This window comes from Roseicyclus mahoneyensis (assembly GCF_003148775.1).
In the GTDB taxonomy this organism is placed as follows: Bacteria; Pseudomonadota; Alphaproteobacteria; order Rhodobacterales; family Rhodobacteraceae; genus Roseicyclus; species Roseicyclus mahoneyensis.
Genome location: NZ_QGGW01000014.1, coordinates 46,401 through 63,755, shown reverse-complemented (window position 1 = coordinate 63,755; position 17,355 = coordinate 46,401). Strand labels below are relative to the sequence as shown.

General features: G+C 58.0%; 11 protein-coding genes and 1 pseudogene. 2 read left to right on the top strand and 10 right to left on the bottom strand.

Annotated elements, in window-relative coordinates:
- Positions 1-92: 92 nt before the first annotated feature.
- Together C7455_RS18660 and C7455_RS18655 are read left to right on the top strand one after the other, a co-directional pair.
- Positions 93-569, top strand: a pseudogene (locus C7455_RS18660) (YcbK family protein); the annotation flags it as partial.
- A complete protein-coding gene (locus tag C7455_RS18655) occupies positions 566-823 on the top strand; it encodes a hypothetical protein (RefSeq protein WP_109670841.1) in 258 nt (85 codons plus the stop codon). The pseudogene C7455_RS18660 and the gene C7455_RS18655, both read left to right, overlap by 4 nt.
- A gap of 203 nt (positions 824-1,026) precedes the next feature.
- Here C7455_RS18655 and brxL read toward each other — a convergent pair whose 3' ends face one another.
- The 10 genes from brxL to mads1 form a co-directional block, all read right to left on the bottom strand.
- Positions 1,027-3,069 (bottom strand): protease Lon-related BREX system protein BrxL, encoded by a 2,043-nt coding sequence (brxL, locus tag C7455_RS18645; protein ID WP_109670837.1) that lies wholly within the window; start codon positions 3,067-3,069, stop codon positions 1,027-1,029.
- 2 nt (positions 3,070-3,071) lie between these two features.
- Positions 3,072-5,615: a PglZ domain-containing protein gene (locus C7455_RS18640; protein WP_211315522.1), complete on the bottom strand. Its 2,544-nt coding sequence runs from the start codon at positions 5,613-5,615 to the stop codon at positions 3,072-3,074.
- 8 nt (positions 5,616-5,623) lie between these two features.
- Positions 5,624-6,697: a GTP pyrophosphokinase gene (locus C7455_RS18635; RefSeq protein WP_170119147.1), complete on the bottom strand. Its 1,074-nt coding sequence runs from the start codon at positions 6,695-6,697 to the stop codon at positions 5,624-5,626.
- A complete protein-coding gene (locus tag C7455_RS20265; RefSeq protein WP_170119146.1) occupies positions 6,694-8,838 on the bottom strand; it encodes a hypothetical protein in 2,145 nt (714 codons plus the stop codon). The genes C7455_RS18635 and C7455_RS20265 overlap by 4 nt, the downstream gene beginning before the upstream one ends.
- Before the next feature lie 4 nt (positions 8,839-8,842).
- Positions 8,843-10,768: an Eco57I restriction-modification methylase domain-containing protein gene (locus C7455_RS18630; RefSeq protein WP_109670831.1), complete on the bottom strand. Its 1,926-nt coding sequence runs from the start codon at positions 10,766-10,768 to the stop codon at positions 8,843-8,845.
- A gap of 12 nt (positions 10,769-10,780) precedes the next feature.
- A complete protein-coding gene (gene brxC, locus C7455_RS18625; RefSeq protein WP_109670829.1) occupies positions 10,781-14,323 on the bottom strand; it encodes a BREX system P-loop protein BrxC in 3,543 nt (1,180 codons plus the stop codon).
- A 13-nt stretch (positions 14,324-14,336) separates the two neighbouring features.
- Positions 14,337-14,912, bottom strand: a complete 576-nt coding sequence (locus tag C7455_RS18620) for a BREX protein BrxB domain-containing protein (protein ID WP_109670827.1) — start codon at positions 14,910-14,912, stop codon at positions 14,337-14,339.
- Complete coding sequence (locus C7455_RS18615; protein WP_109670825.1) at positions 14,909-15,694, bottom strand: BrxA family protein; 786 nt, start codon at positions 15,692-15,694, stop codon at positions 14,909-14,911. The genes C7455_RS18620 and C7455_RS18615 overlap by 4 nt, the downstream gene beginning before the upstream one ends.
- On the bottom strand, positions 15,691-16,257 hold the full coding sequence (locus C7455_RS18610; RefSeq protein WP_109670824.1) for a BrxE family protein: 567 nt from the start codon (positions 16,255-16,257) through the stop codon (positions 15,691-15,693). Before C7455_RS18610 ends, C7455_RS18615 begins: the two co-directional genes overlap by 4 nt.
- Positions 16,258-16,347: 90 nt before the next feature.
- A complete protein-coding gene (gene mads1 / locus C7455_RS18605; protein ID WP_109670822.1) occupies positions 16,348-16,542 on the bottom strand; it encodes a methylation-associated defense system helix-turn-helix domain-containing protein MAD1 in 195 nt (64 codons plus the stop codon).
- Positions 16,543-17,355: the final 813 nt, after the last annotated feature.

Genomic DNA, 17,355 nt, shown 5'->3' with positions numbered 1-17,355 from the left:
CCGGCTCGACGAGCTCCTGCCGTGGAACTGGACACCGGTCGCCGCCGCTCAGGCCGAGGCCGCCTAACCAACCGCGGTGCCAACCGGCCGGTTACAATCGCGCCGTCGGCGGCGCGCCGCGATCGAAGCACTTGGACGGCGCGGCCTTCGACATCGCCATGACGAACCACGATCCGGTCACGTTCGAGGTGGCGGCGCGCGAGGTCGGGTTCCTCGGCTTCGGCTTCTACCCGCGCTCGGGCTTCATCCATGTCGACCTTGGCCCCGCGCGGCAATGGGGCGAGCGTTTTCCGGTTCGGGAGACCGCATTCGCAGCCGAGACGCCGCCCGCGCGCGAAGTGCTGGCCGAGAGCCGCACCATGAAGGGTGGCGGGGCGGCCGGTGTGGCGACGCTGGGCGCGGCGGGAGTCGAGGTGGCCCAGCAGGTGCTGGCGGAGACGCAGAGCGCCGTCCTGCCGCTGGTCCCGTATCTCGACACCCTGCGCTGGATGTTCATCGCGTTGGCGCTCGGCGGGATCGCGGTCACGATCTACGCCCGGCTCGATGACTGGCGCAGGGGGCGGCGATGATTGGTGGCCTTGTGGCCATGTTCGCTGGATCGGCATGGGCGCGCGCGGCGCTTCGCTACGGCGTCACCGTGTTCGCGATCCTTCTGTTTCTGCTGGCCCTGCGTCGCTCCGGCGAGCGAGCGGGACGCCTCTCTGAACGCCTTGAGACCATGGAGAAGGCAAATGATGTTCAACGCGAGATGCTGGAGGCTGCGGCGCGCCGTCCTCGTGATTGCAACGAGCTTGCTCAGCGGTTGCGCGACGGTGACTTCTGAAGGGCGCGCTGTCAGAATATGTCCGCCTGCGGTCGATTACAGCCGGGAGTTCCAGGCTCGGGCGGCCGAGGAACTGGCTTTGCTGCCAGAGAGGTCGGTGGTCGCAGAGATGTTGAGCGACTACGCTGTGATGCGGGATCAGGCGCGGGCGTGCGCCTCAAAAGTGTCAGTTTTCTAACCAAATTTCTTTCGGAAACTATCAACTACGGGATTCCGAGAACCTTCATTGCCGCCGTCTTGGGATCTCCATAAAAGACTGGATCTACGTGTTCCATAATATCGGCGCTTACATCCAGAAAATTTCGCTTATTTTCTATCGGAATGAGGGAGCGTTTAGCGCCGTTATCTTTTGCCACTTGAAGCGGTTCAGTGAGTGATCGCAAAGGTTTGATGTTTCCCTGAACGCTCATATCTCCGAGCACTAGCAATGCAGGGCTGACGGGTGCCTTCCGAAATGCAGAATAAGCCGCCACAAAAAACGCAACCCCAATTTCGGCCTCGACGCGATTTCCTAACAGGTCGATTACCTCGACGTGCATATCTGAGGTCTCAAGATCCCGCGCAAATCCTAATTCAGTTTTTCTCGCCAACACGTAACTGAAAGCGCGCTGCACCGATTCCTTCATCGCTCCGGAGATGCCGCCAGCCATCCTCAGCTTCCCATTTCCGCCCGAAACTGAAACTTCCAAACGGTAGAGCCCGACCGTTCCATCGGACGTAACGCCGGCTGTATAGACGGTTCCTGGAGATAAGGGATCGGCGGAGATCAGGTCACGACCCCCTTGTTCAGGGACGCCGACAAATCTTTCCTCCCCAGTATCTTGGAGCGTGTAGCTGAATGAAGTCTGATAATACTCGAAGGAGCCCATCTTCTTGAGTTGCTCCTTTACACGCCGCCGACCTTCAAGAGCCAACTCGAGAATCTCCGCGAGCTCATCCTGCGAAATTTCACCGTGTGGGTGCAGAATCTTCACCAGACCGGATACGGTTTTGCGGACGGCCTTACGATCGCGAGCGTTGAGATGCGCACCCATGGAAAAATATCTGTCGATGATCTCCGTGAAGTTGTGCTTGCGCATCTCGCGCAATGCCTCAGCGAGATAATCCACGACGAACCCGTAGTGGTCGGTGAACAACTGGTTCCGCATTTGCGGAATTTCCCAACCCGGAAGATAGAAGTGGAGCCGATCTATGAACGCCATATCGTCACGAATAGTGTCCGGCATAGGCGCAAACAGGTGGCCAGTCTGAACCATGACGTCGATGGGCTGATTGGTATTACCAAACATCGCTATGCTAGCGTCTCCCGCGACGGCTTCCTGTCCCCGCTGGAAAGTGCCGGACTCACAGTATGTCTTCATCGTCGTGATGACTTCTTTCGGCATCTTTTGGAGATCCGCGACCTCATCGAAGCCAACGACGTCCCAGATTTGGACCATTCCCTTCTGGCGTCCCGACATGTGGCCGAATAGATTGGCGACCGTCGTTCCCCCCGTAAGCAGCGCCGTGTAGGGCGACACTTCTTGGATGACATAGCTCTTGCCGGTACCTCGCGGACCAAGCTCGACGAGGTTGTAATTTCGCTCCGCCAAGGGGATGAGCCGAACGAGGAATAGCAGCTTGAGCCGCCGAGACATCTCGCTGGGCTCATACCCCATGCTCCGGACAATGAGATCCAACCATTCGTCGGTTGTGAACTGCTTCCTGACATCGCGGTACTCGTCGAGGTCGAAAGTAGCGATTTGAATTGGGACGAGCTTGTCGATCCAAAATGGATTCTTGCCCTTCGACTCTTCGTCGGTTTCGAAGCGCATGTCGACTTGTGCCCACACCCCGCCCATGAGCAGGCGCTCGTAATCGCGCACATATTGACTGGGTATGTGGAGAAACTTGTTGTTGAAATTGACACCTTCAGCCCAGTAGTCGGAATCAACCAGCCGGACCTTCACCTTGTCGATAAAAGAATATTTTCCGCTTTCCTTTACCTTGCTCTGCGCCTTCGCTGACTCGTCAGGTCGAATATAGTTATTCGCTAGCGTATCGTTGACAACCTGAAGCCCCATGTGAATCGCGACCTCGTCGGATGAGGCGCAGTACTTCCCCAGAAGAAACTCCAGCACGAAGACGGGCACATTGGCACCCACCTTGACCTTTCGAACGAGATCCTTCCGGACGACCTTTCCGGCAAATAGCTGGTTCGCTTTGTTGTCGAGCTCGTCGCGGGCCGGCGGTGCACTATAACTCATACTCAAACTCCGAGGCGGACAGGGATGTCGGTAGGTGAGCGGTACAGCTCGGCATCTGTTGTCGGGTCTTGAACGACCACACGGAGCGACGGTGAACTCTCATCGCTCAAAAGGAACGCGACCGTGACGGGCTTCCCGGCCTGAAGCGTCACGCAGCCTGTCGCGCGATCAAAGTCGCCATCGACTGCCATGCCTACACCGCCAACTTGCTTTCCCGCTGAAACCAATAGGGGCCGAACCACCAGCTCGTTCGAAAAGAGCGAGAGGTTTTTCCCGTCGAGTTGGATCGTCACGCTGAAAATGCGGTTCGTCACTGCATCAGGTAGACCTGTCGCTGTCACGGGTCCCGCGGTCGACCTCTCTGCCTCTCGCGCCTTCATGCGGATCGTGACCACGGGTATGACCATTTCCTGCAATGATGGGCCACCGTGGTGGAAGGCGAGGTCCCCACCCGCTTTGAAGACCCCACTCCCGCAGGGGAATATGAAGTCGAGGTCAGATTCATACCCGAGTGCCGAGGCGGTGACCCGGACGCAACCAGGCGGCGTTGCTCCGCCGCGCCCAATCCAACATCTGCGATGAAGGTCAATCTCGTCACCCCCCGGTGCGTCGATCCGCATCGACTCGTCGCGGTCCGATGGGAAGAACAGATGCCCGTGATCAGCAGTCAGCACGCAATGCTCGACGCCGGCTGCGGCGAGCTTGCGGACCGCTCGGGCTAGATTATCGATGACCGTATCCATCACTTGGCGAGCCTGGAACGTAAACCCCCGCTCGCCGGCATGGTCGATCTCCTGGGACCGCACGATGATGACCTGGGCGCCCTCGATCTTCTTGGCGAGCTTCGACGGCTGAAGACTCAGCAGCTCATCGAGAGCGACGTCGGCCAATCTGGGCACGCGTGAGGCCGCAAATTTCTTCCGTGCTGCCAAGTCGGGAAGGAATGCGTCGTCGATTCGCACCCCGAGCGTGCCGGCCTGTTCGATAACGCTGAAGCTGGAAGATGCACCGGGTTGCAGCGCGGCCATGCCAATCGGAGTGATGCTGGGTAGCGCGCAGATAGCAGGGCGCACGCTCACCTCCACCAACTTTGGAAGCCGCTCCGAGAGTTCGACGCCCATCTCGAAGCGCATGGCGTCAACGAAGAAATACGCTACGGGCTTGGGCTGCTCTGAGACGACCTCGCTGTAGATCCGCGTCTGGTGCAGGGAGGCAGAGACAGTCCACTTGGCCGCGACGAGAGCCTTGGTAAAGCCGTCGGCCATGGCGCGGCAGGCGTCCTCGTAAACGCCCCGAACGACACCCAGCGGGCGCTCCTCCGGTTCATCATCGAGATTGGCGACCCACGCCTCAAGACGGCGTTGCGCCTGGTCCAATCGGAACCACCCTTCTTTGGCGGCGTATGCGTCAATCCAAGCATTGGCGTCGCCGCCGGCTTTCCCGACCGCTGCTCGCACAGCCACTCCGAGGCTTCCCAGCTCGGCCATGCGGCGACAGGCCTCCCACTGAGCCTTCCGTCCCACATCGCGATCGAGCCAAAAGCTGTGCTCCCGCCCACTGATGATATCGAGGGCCGCGTCGAACTTCTTCGCCGCGACCAGATCCCCGCAATGTGCCAGCAGCACGCGCTCCTCAAAACGGAAGGTGTCGATCGATCCGAGACTCCCGGCTGTGACGGCGACGTCGCGAAGGCCCAGTTCGGCTTCCACGCGATCCGCCATCGCGGGATAGGCGTCGGAGAACCTTGTGCGAAGCTGATGGGCGAGTTCCCGAACCGCCGTTTCCTCATCCTTCGCCTTCGGCGCAGGTATGGCGTCAAGAACCGAAGGTGGGTCACTCCTGAGATCGATCCTGAATTCACTCGCCAGGACGTATCGAAGCGTAATGGACCGAAGCTTTGGCAAGGCGGCGTCATCTGGCAGCTCCAGGCCGAGCTTCGAGCGCACGAGCTTCACCAACTCGCGAGTTGCCTCTTTGTCGTCGATCTCAGCATCACGTTCGTCGCTTGCGAGCCAGGACGCGATGATGCCGTCGCTCCCCGATGTGTTGTGGAAGATCGACTTCAAAACTGATGGCGGCTCGGTTGACGATGTGTCGGATGATGCGCGCGCAAGATCCTCATAGGAGACGCGTTCCGGCGCCAGCATTTCATCAATCACGCCGTCGGTGTAACGTTGACGAAGGACATTGCGTGCGAGCCGCTTCAACTGGGGCTCGTAGCAATCTCCGGCTTTTTCGAGCTCCATCAGTACGGATCCATGGCGATCGCGCTCGCAGCCCGGCAGGTAAATAATGGTGCACTCGGCCGGCGCATCGCTGCATACGAAGGGCTCTACGACCGCGCGCAGTTCGAACATCGAGCCGTCATACTCGATCAGCCGGGCGCCCATGCTACCGACCGCTACAGGCACAGCTTCATCGTTGGTGCGCGCGCCACCCCGCAATTCAGCGATGAACGCCGCGAACTCGCGGCGAACGTCGTACCAGACAACGACCTTCCTGGCTTTGAGCCTCTCGGCGAGTTGTTTAGAGATATAGTCATGCAAGGGGTGCATCAGCTGGGACCTCCGCTGTCCACCTTAGACATTTCTTGAAAGCGGGCGGCGAACCAGCGAACGCGCGCAACGCCGTCGGACACCGCATCGCCGGATGAGGATATGATGTGCCTTGCAAGCTGCGGCAAAAGCAGAACCAGCAGGAGATCAGACGAATTCCGGTCAAGCGTAAACCGTCCCTCACCCTGCGCCGCTAGTTCCGATGCGAACTCATTAAGTGCTTTTTGCGCTGGCTCCGTCATCGGCTCGGGGACAGTCAACAATCGCCGGATACCTTCTGGGGAAACTAGGCGGATAGGCTGTAGCGCTTCGTAGAGCGGGCCGGCGTTTCGACCAAAATCGATATCCGGAAACCATCCACGGACTCGCGCCACGAAGTCATAAACATCTGTGAACACGCCCCCATGTTCGCGTTGGCGCCGCTCGGTTTCAGAAAATAGATTGCCAATCGTGATGTCACCTTGTCGAACGGCAAAGCCGAGCGACACGAGGAGACCGCGCTCCTGTTCTGAAAGCGAGCCAGTCAGGGGCTTGTAGCCAAGATCGTGCTCGATCTCATTCCAGACATGAGCCATCATGCTGCAGACTTGGATCTCACACGGGACGTCCGACACATTGGCGTAGGTTCCAATCACATCAGCTTCTGGCAAAAACGCTTCGACATGCGTGGCCCGATAGAAGTTGTTGCTATCCGCTGCGTTCTTGTCCTTGCGCTCGCTGCTCGGCGGAGCACCACGCAAATCCACGAACCGGTTGCAGACCAACTGGACGACCTGGTCCTCGTGCCGCTGCTCGTACGTGGCAATTCGGACGGCCGCGAGATCGCGAACAGCGTCAAATACGGACTGCACATTAGGCAAATCCCTCTTCCCAGACGCCGCGAAGCGACGGAGCTTTCCCTCCAGACTTTTGGGGCTTTTTGCGCGGAACGTCACCTGCGCTCGGATTGCGTTGCCTTCGACGATCTCAAACCGGCAGATCTCGGCGACACGAGCCGAGAGCTTTAGGTACCTGTCGTATTCGCGGTGATAGCGAAGAACGGCATTTTTGATCGTGTCTTCGGAGATCGTCACGATGATGACCTCCGTCCTCTTGCCTTCGAACCGTTCGGCGCTGACGCTTCCGTCAGTCCCCGCAAAGCGAGCTTGACCGCAACCGAAGTCCGTTCTCGGACAAGCTCGTCCATCGGGCGCGTCGGGATAGGTCGCGGCCTCCACTTGCCATCACGCCCTTCCGCCCAAAACACATCTTCCAATCCATGTGAGATCGCGAGGCTTCGATCGGCGGCACACTTCGGAATGACGCGTTCCGGCCACAGGTGCATGGCGACGTGCGCCCAGTCGTATTTTCCAGCTGTCAGGTCATCCCACTTGCTTTTCAGTTCCTTCTGCCAAGGCTTGTGTTGGGGCATCAGCCGCCAAAGGGGGGCCATTGTCAGCGACACCCCGTCGTCGAGCGTTGGGTGCCACAGCGGAGACACCAGCTTGACCTCTTCGAGGAAGGAACGAAGCTCCCCGATTAATGCCTCCTGCTCGGCAACGTCCTTACGCTCCTTCGCAGACGGACTAGGTCCGACGCTTTGTATCAGACTGGTTAGCTGACGTTCCTCGTGGGCAAGTCTAGGCACCACTACATCATTCTGGATTCGAAAAAAACTATCGTGCGTAAGTCTATGGGCGTAGAGCCATATACTGTAACGACCCGATGGAATCGCGAGTTGCCAATAGATCGGCGCTTTACGACGCCCTTTAGAATAGCGCTTAAGATGATACTCGAAGAAGTTCGACGCCAACCACGTCCGAATTTCGTGACCTTTTGAATCGAGGAGAAGTTCAAATTCGCTCCATCGCGCATCAGCTCTCGCAGCAAATACCTCATCGAACGCCAATCTAATCGCGGCGGCGAGGTCACGCGGGTGTCCGCGATCATCGACGAGAATGCCGTTCTCAGGGAATCCCAACGGATATCCAGCCGGCGGGGTTGCGAGCGGTAGACCGTCGTCGCCAAACAACATTGCCGGCGAACACACCGGCATCTGGGCAAACGGTTCAGGAAGTGTCGATAAACCACGTGCTCCAGTGGCGAGTCGCACATCAAAGCGACCAAACGCCACGCCAACTAACCAAGAGCAAAGATCTGCAGCGAGGCCTTCTGGATTGGCGCTTATCTCCACATCGTCGTCTTCAAGATCGTCATCCACATCTGCTTCTGTAGTGGAGGACGAGGACTGCTCTGGTATACCGCCGCCGAATCCCAACCTAATTGGAAGACGATCAGCCTCATCAATCTCGTAAAGGTCAAAGCAGCGATCGTTGATCTCACCAAGAATTTCTGCGATTTCAAACTCTGTATCGCGAACAAATTGAGCCCAAGCGTTGGCGCGCTGAGCTAAGTTTTCGCCCTCGCTTTGTAGGAGCGACGGCAGCGCAAAATAGTTTCCGTTTTCGATAGATCGACGAAGTTCGAATTGGCATTTCCAGCCACGCTGCGCCAATAACGCCAACCGGCCATCTATTTTGACCGGGAACGGGGTAGAATCCACGTAAGAATATGTCTTATGCTGCGCACTTGCGTTGTTAAGCCAGAACGCAATCGGCTCAGAATTTAGCAGCGCGAGGAGGTGCCATACATCTACTGAGGCCTCGGCATGAATCGCTGTTCCCTCGAACGAAAATGCATGTTCAGGTGGCATTACCTGTACAGTGAATCTGCCGGTCCGTTTCCCATAGCAGAGCCCCGGCCGCCCATAATATTCTTCGGCCTGGATCTTGAATCCATAATTACCGTTCAGGTATGGATATCGGGTTAGAACGTCCGCTTTTGCCTCTCGACCTTGGTCGGCCCAGAGTACGACGTGGAACGTTGGCTTGAAAAATGGGGCAGGTTTGGTTCCATGCGCAAGCCATAGCCAACGACGTCCAGCTCCGATTTCAGCGGGGCTAACTTCCCATGCTAGGCGATGAAACCGAGTAGCAGCTCCGAACCCCTGTCTCGCCTTTGCTCCGGACGCAATAAGCGTTTCTCCATTTGCCGCAAGAGCGAGCATTGGCGCCGGAACGCGATAAACGAATGGACATTGGGGTATCGCGGAAAAACTTGCCGCATCGACTTCGAAGCGCTGCCCACCCCTTGCTTTCTCTGGTTCTCGGATGGCTTTCAGAAGCGCCGCCGCCTTATCGTTTTCGTCAATTACTCGCAGAAAAATGGTTTTCATGGCGCTAGCTCTGCCCTTTCATCAAGCAGTAGGCGGCCGCCTCAACATTTGCCGCGTCCATAACTCCTTCACCAAGGTCCGCGAAGACGGTTGGTGGCGCTTCTTTCATTAGGATCTCTTCGCGCCATTTCTGAAAGCTGGACAGGAAAAAGCCAGTTCTGGAGGTTATGGCACCGAGCAGACCATGCGATTGGAGGAGCTCGATCCCGCGCTCCACGAAGGCGGCGTAAAGGTCATTCTTTGTGCGAGGGTAGCTCTTCTCAAACTTCTTCTTGGCAGCGAGACTGCAAGCGCCGAATGGAGGGTTCATCAAGACCACATCGAACTGCGTTCGTACGACATCGATGAGTGCGACTCCTTGCGCTGCGTCCCCGGCGAAAAGCCGCCGCCGCACGCTAGCGGTTGCAGGGGCCGTCTCCGCGAAGACACGAAGCGCTTCGACGATACGAGCCTCGGCCTCGTGGAAAAAGCCGTCATCATTGATTCCAGATAGATCAAGATTTCCTTGTTGTGCCACCGGCTCCATCCCCGGGAGGAAACCGGACATCTGGCGCTGCTTTACAAATAGCTCGCGCGCACGACGTACCTCGGCAGCGATGCCACCCTCTACTCGAAGAAGAACGCCGAGTTCACCGGCTGACTGGCTTTCATCGACCATCTTTGTGAATAGGTCGCGTAGCAGCGGTGGATCTAGCCGCGCGGCAAATTCTTCAACCAGCGTCGTATCGCCCGGCATCGGTTCCGCCACCACGATATGTGTTCGCCGAATACGCGGCCGCTCGGATGCTGGAACACCAATATCTTTCCATGCCCGCTGTGCCCGCAGCCACAGCGCCAAAGCCGCGATCTGCGCACAGCGTGGATCGATATCCACGCCATGGAGGTTAAGTTCAATGATCAGCCCTGGCATCGCTCGGCGCAGGTCGGCGAGGTCCGGGTAGTCTTCGCGTAGCGAGCGGCCCGTTACCTCGCTTTTCGGAGCCGGCCCACCGTCTGACCAAGCCTCTTCGTAAATCGTCAGAAGCAGGTCGTAACTGTAGAGCAGAAAATGCCCTGAGCCGCAGGCGGGGTCTAAAATACGAAGGTCTCGCGGGTCCTTTCGCAAGCGTGGTTGAGCCGGCTGGTCAGTCGGCCAGACGAGGTACTCGCAGACTTCAATGAGACGAGTCCTTTCCCCATGCATCTCCACCCATATCCGGCCGAGCGTGTTATCCGTGAGGAACTGGACAACATACCGTGGCGTGAAGAACTGGTTTCGCACGGCAAGTTCACGGCTGTTTCGCGGTACAGGGCTATCGTCGCGCATTTTTTTACGCTCTTCGCCGCTATTGAAGAACTGGTAGACCCAGCCGATCGTCTCATCCTCGCCCCAAACCCCCGACAGATCCGGTGCGTTGAGAATGGTGAGCAGCGCCTCGAACGTCTGCCGCTTTGGCCAAAGGACAGACGCGACATCGCGTCGGTCAAAAAGGACCTTTATCTCAGTCGAGAACTCGTCGAACAGACTTTCAACATAGAGTCGATATCCTGTGGCATCGGGGAGCAGGGCTAACCCAGGGGCCATCCCACAGAATTCCCGGTAACCAGCGGACTGCTCGCCCTTCGTGATGCACTCCTGGACCAATAGGCGCGCCTCCAGCATCTTTAGCGCGACAAAGCGATTAAGTGTCGTAAAGGCGGAGTCCCGCACATAATCCGCGACCGCGTCCGCGGCGATCATACCAGCGGCGCGTTTGTGTTCGATAGCGGCGACGATTTTGTCCCGCTGAAACTGCTGGCGGCGGGAAAGATGTGCACCACCTGTCGGAGCGATGACGCCGCTCCGCAATACGTCGAATGCCCCTTCGAGCTGCGACGAAAAATCCTCATCAAGCAGCTTTCGCACTTGCTGAGTCGCTCGTTCAATGGAGTTGCGCGTCGCCTTATCCATGGTGCGCGCCGATCACTGGACAATTACCTTCTTGCCGGTGCCGATCAGGCGCGAACATTCCTCCCGAATGCCGGCAAGGGCGGCATCGAGCTGTTCCTCGGTCTCAACCCCTCCAGAGAAATAGCCGACCAGTCTCACCGTCGCGACCCGATCGCCGTCGACAATGCGATGGAGCTCTGCAATGGCGTCTTGAAGACGCGTCTCGCAGGCATCCAACTCCGAGCGGAGCTGAGGAATTGGCACCCGCTCTTGGTCCCGCGTCTTTCCGCGCTCCAAGGGTGCCGCCAGCCTCTGCTGCTGATCCTGGTCGATGCCGTCCCAGCCAGGAGTATGTGCCAGCCGGTCAAGCGCTTGTGTGTATGCCGCAATCCGAACTTCCAACGCTTCGTCAAATCGACGCTCGTACTCGGCGTCGATGGCCGACGCGTTCTGCTCGATCGTTGGCAGCTCCCGGTAGAAGGTCTCGCGTGCCAGGAGATCTTCGAGTTCCGCCGCCTTGACTCGGAGTTCTTCGCTCACATCAGACTCAGCGCGCAGGAAGGGCCAGGCCGTCTTCAGCGCCTCTCGCGCCCGATCAAGGTCCCGCAAGCGAGGCTCCGAGAGTGCTTGGTCAAGCTCGGTCGCGCGTTTGATGGCGTCCTTGATGGAGCGATGCGACGCATTGAACGTGGCGATCGCGTTGTCCTCTGAACCGCGCAGGATGGCCTTCATCTGACCGATGGCCCCCTCGAGGACCGTAGCGCCGGGAAGGCGCGAAGCAATGAGCTGGCCGTGCGCTGAGGCAACCGGGTCCTCATGCCGCGCGATTTCCTTGCGAACCTCGGCCACGATGGCGCCGGCATTGAGCTCGCGGACTTCGCTTCCAAACGTGTCCCGGAAGGCCTCTGACGCCTTCACCAGTTCCTCGAACTCGATGCCTTTTTTTGGCAGGAACGAGGCCTGACGGAAAAAGTTGTTGTTTGAGAAAGTGTCGCGGGCTTCGATCCCTGTCGCGGAGTCGATCGTCTGTCCCTTGCTGGTTGCCTGAATCTTTCCGGCCCGCAGCAACGAGAGCACAAGCAACCGCACAACTTCGAAGTCCCAACCGAAGGGCTCTTTCGCCAGCTCGTCCGCGAGGAATCGGCCACTCGCGGTGTCCCCGTAATTGGCGCGCTCCTCGATCCGCGACAGCACCTCAGCCAGGGCGCCACTTTCAACCCGGAAGACGGTCTTCCCCTTTTCGTCTCGCAAGAGCCCGAGCGTACCGAACACCGACGGCAGACCTTGGAGGTTATCTGCGGTAAACAGCGCATCGACGCCCTTCTTCACGTCGGCAGGCTTGGCGGCGGCTTCCTTGAAGCGATCGAATACCTCCGGAAGCACGTCGCTCAGGATGTCAGCCGCGCTCTTGCCCATGTCGACGGCCCGATCGTCGGGGCTTCGGTCATTTCCGCGGAAACTGACGCTGCCGGCTAGGCAGGCAGCCTTTATGAGCCGGCGCAATTCGTCTTGGTGCCGCCTCTGCCGAATTTTCTCTTCGCCAATGAGCGCGGTTTCGTCCGCCGTTTTGGCTTCGCGTTCCTTCCGGGCCAGCATCTCTTTGGAGCGGAAGAGTTCGACAGTCTCTCGGTCTATCGCGTCGTTGAGCGCGACAGCCCAAAACACGCTCTTGCGCTCCTGTTGGCTACGCGCACGCAGTTCCGTCGCCAGTGCCTGGAAGGATGCGCCCACTTCAGCGAGCTGAACGTGGAACATCATGTCGCCATCGACGATCTCTCGGCCATGGATGGAGAGGCCCGCTTTGAAAGTCTTGGTGTCAAAAAGCGTGTGGTTTGGCTGCGGCTGCCAGAAAGCGGCCAGCACCTCAGAATAGATTCGATGTGCATCGCCTGGCTTCGGGCTGATCCCGTTGCGAATGCGCTCCCAATCATCTTCCGCCGGCGTCGGAATCCGATATCCGTCGTCGCCGAGACGAACCTTGTTGGCGGCCTCAAGCTGACGCAGTGCTTCCTTCACCGCGGCAAGCCGGGAATCCCCGGCGACACCGGGATGGAGCGCCGCTGAGATGTTCTCCGCCGTGCGGTGAACGCTCTTAACATACTGCAGCAGGCAGATCACCTTAGCGACTGGCTGTGCCAGGGGGTGTTCAAGCTCCTTCGAAATGGCGGAGATCTTCGCCCGGACCTCAGAGCCGATGTTGCCCTCCACAAGGTCATAGACCTGATCGAGCCTAGCCACGGAGCCGACCGGCTGGTCTGAAAGATTGACGGCTGGGTTGATGAGCAGTTGCTGGGCCAGCTTGATGATCGTTCGGTTTGCGCCTCCCACATGCTTGCTCGCGCCGCCCTGCGTCCGAAGCCCCGAGACGACCTGGATGATCAGGTCGATCTGATAAGGCAGCAGCGGATAGAGATCGATGAAACTGTCCCGCGTGAGCTCCGGCAGTTTGATATCGGCGGTGAGGCGTGTGTGCTCCGTGAATCTTCCGCGATGCTGGTCGAACAGCTCTCCCAACGACTTCTGCGCAGGCGCATTTTTCGACAGAACCCGTCGGCTTGTGACCTCGGAGATATCCGACGGCTCCAAGTGAACCTGCAGCGGGAATCGGTCCATGAGACGGGCAAGCTCGATCTTCTTATCGTCGAGGCCGCTGACTAGCTCGCCGAGCTTCTCTTGCGAGGTGACGACGATCCAGTGTTTGCCGCGGCCTTTGACGCCGAGGCTCTGAACAACGGCCTGGAGGTCCAACATCTTTTGCACGTCGCGAGCGACGAACTGACCGACTTCGTCGACGACGAACATGAGCGCCTGGCCCGGTCGCCTGCGCTTCATCAATTCATTCGCGCGTTCCGCCAGCTTCCCGGGTGAGATATCAGCCTTGTTCTTGACTGCCTTCACCCATGAATCGGCCATCGGGTATGTCTCGGGATCAAGGCTGTGCAGAACCCGGCTGGCCTCGCTGAGGGCGAACGCAACTTTTCCTTTCTCGTGAGCCCATTCCTTCTTGAAGATGCGCCCGTACTCAGCCTCAAACTCCTCGAGCTGTTCCTTCTCTTCAAGGGCGATTTCCAGTTCGGAGAGGTCGAGATCTTTGGCATAGCCAAGGCTCTGAAGGAAAAGCCCGTACATGATCTCGGTGAGAGACTGGTTTCCGCTTCTAATCCCTCGGTCAGTCGAGACATCGAAGATCACGGCGTGTGTTGGAATCTGTTCGTTTATCGCCTTCAGCAGCACCTGAAGCTTGTTGTCACCGGCTTTTTGGGCGAACCGGTCTCCGGCGGGAATTCCCGCTACGACGCGGTTCTCGATCGATAGGCCCAGCATCTTTGCAAAGCTGGACTTACCCGAGCCGAAGAAGCCGGACACCCAGATCGCAATACCCTCGTGCGGCTTGTTCGGGGTCTCGCGAAAGGCGTCGAATATATTGGTGTAGTGGGACCGAATGGCGTCGGTGACCACGTACTCATTGATTTCGTCGCGCAGGATGTCATCGCTGGTCTGATCGACCTTGATGACTTCCTCGATGCGACGATGGATGTCATTTGCAAAGAGGCTTTTGATCGGTTCGTTGGCCATCACTGAAATCCCGTCAAAAGATTTTTGGACGATAGTTATGCTCGGCTGCGAGCACGCCCATGAACCGGAGTCCTGCGGCACCGTCGAGATCGCCTGGGTAGAACAAGACCGTCGGCACGGTGACCCGCCCCTTCAGCTGTTCCAACAATGAGAATGTGCGGTAGACGGGGAACAAGGCACCGGTCCGCATGATGAAGACGACGTCGCGAAGCGGATCGGGGTCGTCTGGCATCCGCGCAGCGACGAGATCAACAAGGGGTGCATACTCAGAAAGGACCGAATGCACCGTTTCAATTATCGTTTCCGTACCCTGTTCACGTTCCGCCGAAAACCACTCTTCGAGTGTTCGTTGAGATTGCATTGCCTCGTCTAGGCACTGGGCCAAAGATATGCGGCTGACGCGTTTCCCCTTTTGGGTAAGCCGCGTCTCGAGCAGTGAGATTTGCTTTCGTAACTCAAACTCCTCTTCGGGTTCATAGCGGAAGAGCGCATAGGGCATGTCATGGTACGCGCTTATGCGTTCACGCGGGTCGGCCAGGTCGAGGATTGGTTCGAGAGTGGTCTTGATGCGGTGTACGAGATCGCTCATGCTACCATCCTTTCCGCATATTCACAGGCACTGGCACAAGGCAGCGCGAGCTGCACGATGCTGCCGGCGATCTGGTAGTCAACCTTGCGGAATTGATGAAGTCGAAGCAGTTCCCGCTCTACATCAGACGGCGACATTAGGAACATCCGCCAGTCTTCAGAGGCGAGCACTCTTCTTGGATTTTGCATGTGTTCGCGAATAGCATGGACGATATAGAGAAAGCTGCGCTCCGGAAGATGGTATCCACCAAATTCTTTGACGGCACTGCCGCGCAGAAGGCCGAAATCCACTGACATTTTGAGCAGCGCTGCGGCAACGCGATTCAGTGTTGTCTCGCTCCACACGTGTTCGATTTTTCCGCCCCTGAGTTCAACGCTCCTGATATGCGAATAAAGATCTTCGGGACGGACACGATAGGCACCTGATGTAAAACTTGGGAACAGCCAGTTCACGAGGAAATCGCGAAGCAAAAATTCATCCCGGGTCATGTGCCAAAGCAGGATTGGTTTCCATTCTTCCATGGGACAACCATTCTTTGCTAGCATAACTAGCGCTCGATCACGGCATCCTGGATCGAAACGTCTGTTTATAACAAAGATAAAATCTCGCAATCGGGCTGCCGTCCGGACGCCAATGAAGTTTTCGCTTCTAAGGCGTTCGAGGTTCTCCTTCTTTGAATAACCAAAGTCCCACGAGGCGAAGACAGCATACGTTTCATCAATCATCGCTCCCTTGATGAGGGTGAATGAAGAAGCGATATTTGACCGATCCACCCCTTTCATGCGGTGTCCAAGCGGGCATAGGGAACGGCCAGTGCGCCTGGTTCTCCACAGGCGAAGCCAAGCGCGAGTGAAGCGACACCCCGATCTGTGGCGGTGAACGGTGCGGGTATGGGCACGGCGCGTCCTTCTGCGGATCGACGCAACTGTGAGAACAGCTCAACGTCTTCGTCAGTAATCAGATTGAAGAAGTGGAGAACCGTCTTCAGCTCGACCTCTTTCAAAGATTCGAGCTCATTGAAGAACGGCTTCCACTGGTCCGCCTGATCAAGCCAGCGCTCCCAACGTGCCTCGAATTCCTCTTCAATTGTGTCAGGAAGCTGCCAGAGGGTCACGCTTTTAGGTGGATCAAACACCTCACGACAGCGGAAGCCCGCGACTGAGAATACGGAGCGAGCCTGGGAGAAATAGTGCGTGCGTGGGAATCCCCGTCTGACGGCGGCCGTTCCCAGTCGGCTGAGCTGCCCGCGGGTATTCCACCACTTGGCAAGGTCCATCTCGCCCACGCGGGCGACAACCAAACGTAACTTCAACAGTCGATCAAAGTCGATCCTAGCGCGGGTCATAAAGCGTGGCCCCTGAGGCTACAGGCAACACGGAGCGCGCCAAACGCCTTTCGCGAATAGAAATAGCTTCCGCGCCTTGGGGCGGCCATTTCAGCGCTCTCCCTTGTGTCGAGCGTTTGCCTTCTGCTGCTCAATCCAGCGATCGATGTCGACGCGTTGAAACCGCCACTGCCCGCCCACCTTGAATGCGGGCAGCCGACCTTTCTGAGCCATTGTGTACACGGTCTTCTCTGCGACCTTGAGCAATTCGGCAACCTCCGGCAGGGTTAGGATCTCGTCGGGCATGCCAGCCTCGCACTCAATGTTGCGCAGAGGATGGCAGACTTTGCCAGTTTACGCCACCCCCGAATGGCTGAAGTCAGAGGCAGCGGCGCGCGATAAGTCGTTGCGAGCTGGCTGGCGGCTGCCGCCAAGGATACCACGGCAGGATGAACCGCAAGTTGGATGTACCGGGAAATCCGCCGGACAAGATAGTGGCCGAGGAGGCTTGCCGGTCAGCGACACCCCGTGAATAGAGGCAGCGGTGTCGATGCAGAGTGACTCCCGACGTCTCGGGGCAGCGACAGCTTGCGAACCGGGTTTACTTGTCGGTTTGCCCGAACATCATTTTCTTGTGCAACGCTCTGCGGGAGAGAGTTCGGTATTTGTCACACTTCCTCCGCCACTGTCACATCGCAAACCCGAGATGACGTCCCTGACCGGGCCTTTTTCTTTCTTTCAAGGGGTTTGGCGGACCATCAAACTTGCGAGCACTGGCGTTTCGGTCAAGATCGGTCTTTGATGCCTCCGCGCCTCATTCCCACCCGCCCTTCATCCAAGACCGGGGCGGGTCTTAAAAAATGACGCAGTTTCAGCATGTTGTAAAAATTTCAGCCTACCGCAGTTGAAGCGGTTTTGCGGCTCTAACTGCCAATGATGGCACTCGCAGGCGGCGCAGAAGCGCGGAGCGTGGCGCTTTTCATCGCGTGTCTCGAGCAGTGATCCTATGGAGCAAGACCGTCGAGAACATCATCACCTGCGCGCGTCGCGGGCTCGACCGTATCAAAAGATAACGGCAGCTTATGTCGGATTCTGAACACAAGCTGGCTGACTGCGCCA

Coding starts and splice junctions, on each gene's coding strand:
- brxL (WP_109670837.1), bottom strand. CDS start 3,069: ATGAGTTATAGTGCACCGCCGGCCCGCGACGAGCTCGACAACAAAGCG.
- C7455_RS18655 (WP_109670841.1), top strand. CDS start 566: ATGATTGGTGGCCTTGTGGCCATGTTCGCTGGATCGGCATGGGCGCGC.
- C7455_RS18620 (WP_109670827.1), bottom strand. CDS start 14,912: ATGAGCGATCTCGTACACCGCATCAAGACCACTCTCGAACCAATCCTC.
- C7455_RS18610 (WP_109670824.1), bottom strand. CDS start 16,257: ATGACCCGCGCTAGGATCGACTTTGATCGACTGTTGAAGTTACGTTTG.
- C7455_RS20265 (WP_170119146.1), bottom strand. CDS start 8,838: ATGAAAACCATTTTTCTGCGAGTAATTGACGAAAACGATAAGGCGGCG.
- mads1 (WP_109670822.1), bottom strand. CDS start 16,542: ATGCCCGACGAGATCCTAACCCTGCCGGAGGTTGCCGAATTGCTCAAG.
- C7455_RS18615 (WP_109670825.1), bottom strand. CDS start 15,694: ATGAAAGGGGTGGATCGGTCAAATATCGCTTCTTCATTCACCCTCATC.
- brxC (WP_109670829.1), bottom strand. CDS start 14,323: ATGGCCAACGAACCGATCAAAAGCCTCTTTGCAAATGACATCCATCGT.
- C7455_RS18630 (WP_109670831.1), bottom strand. CDS start 10,768: ATGGATAAGGCGACGCGCAACTCCATTGAACGAGCGACTCAGCAAGTG.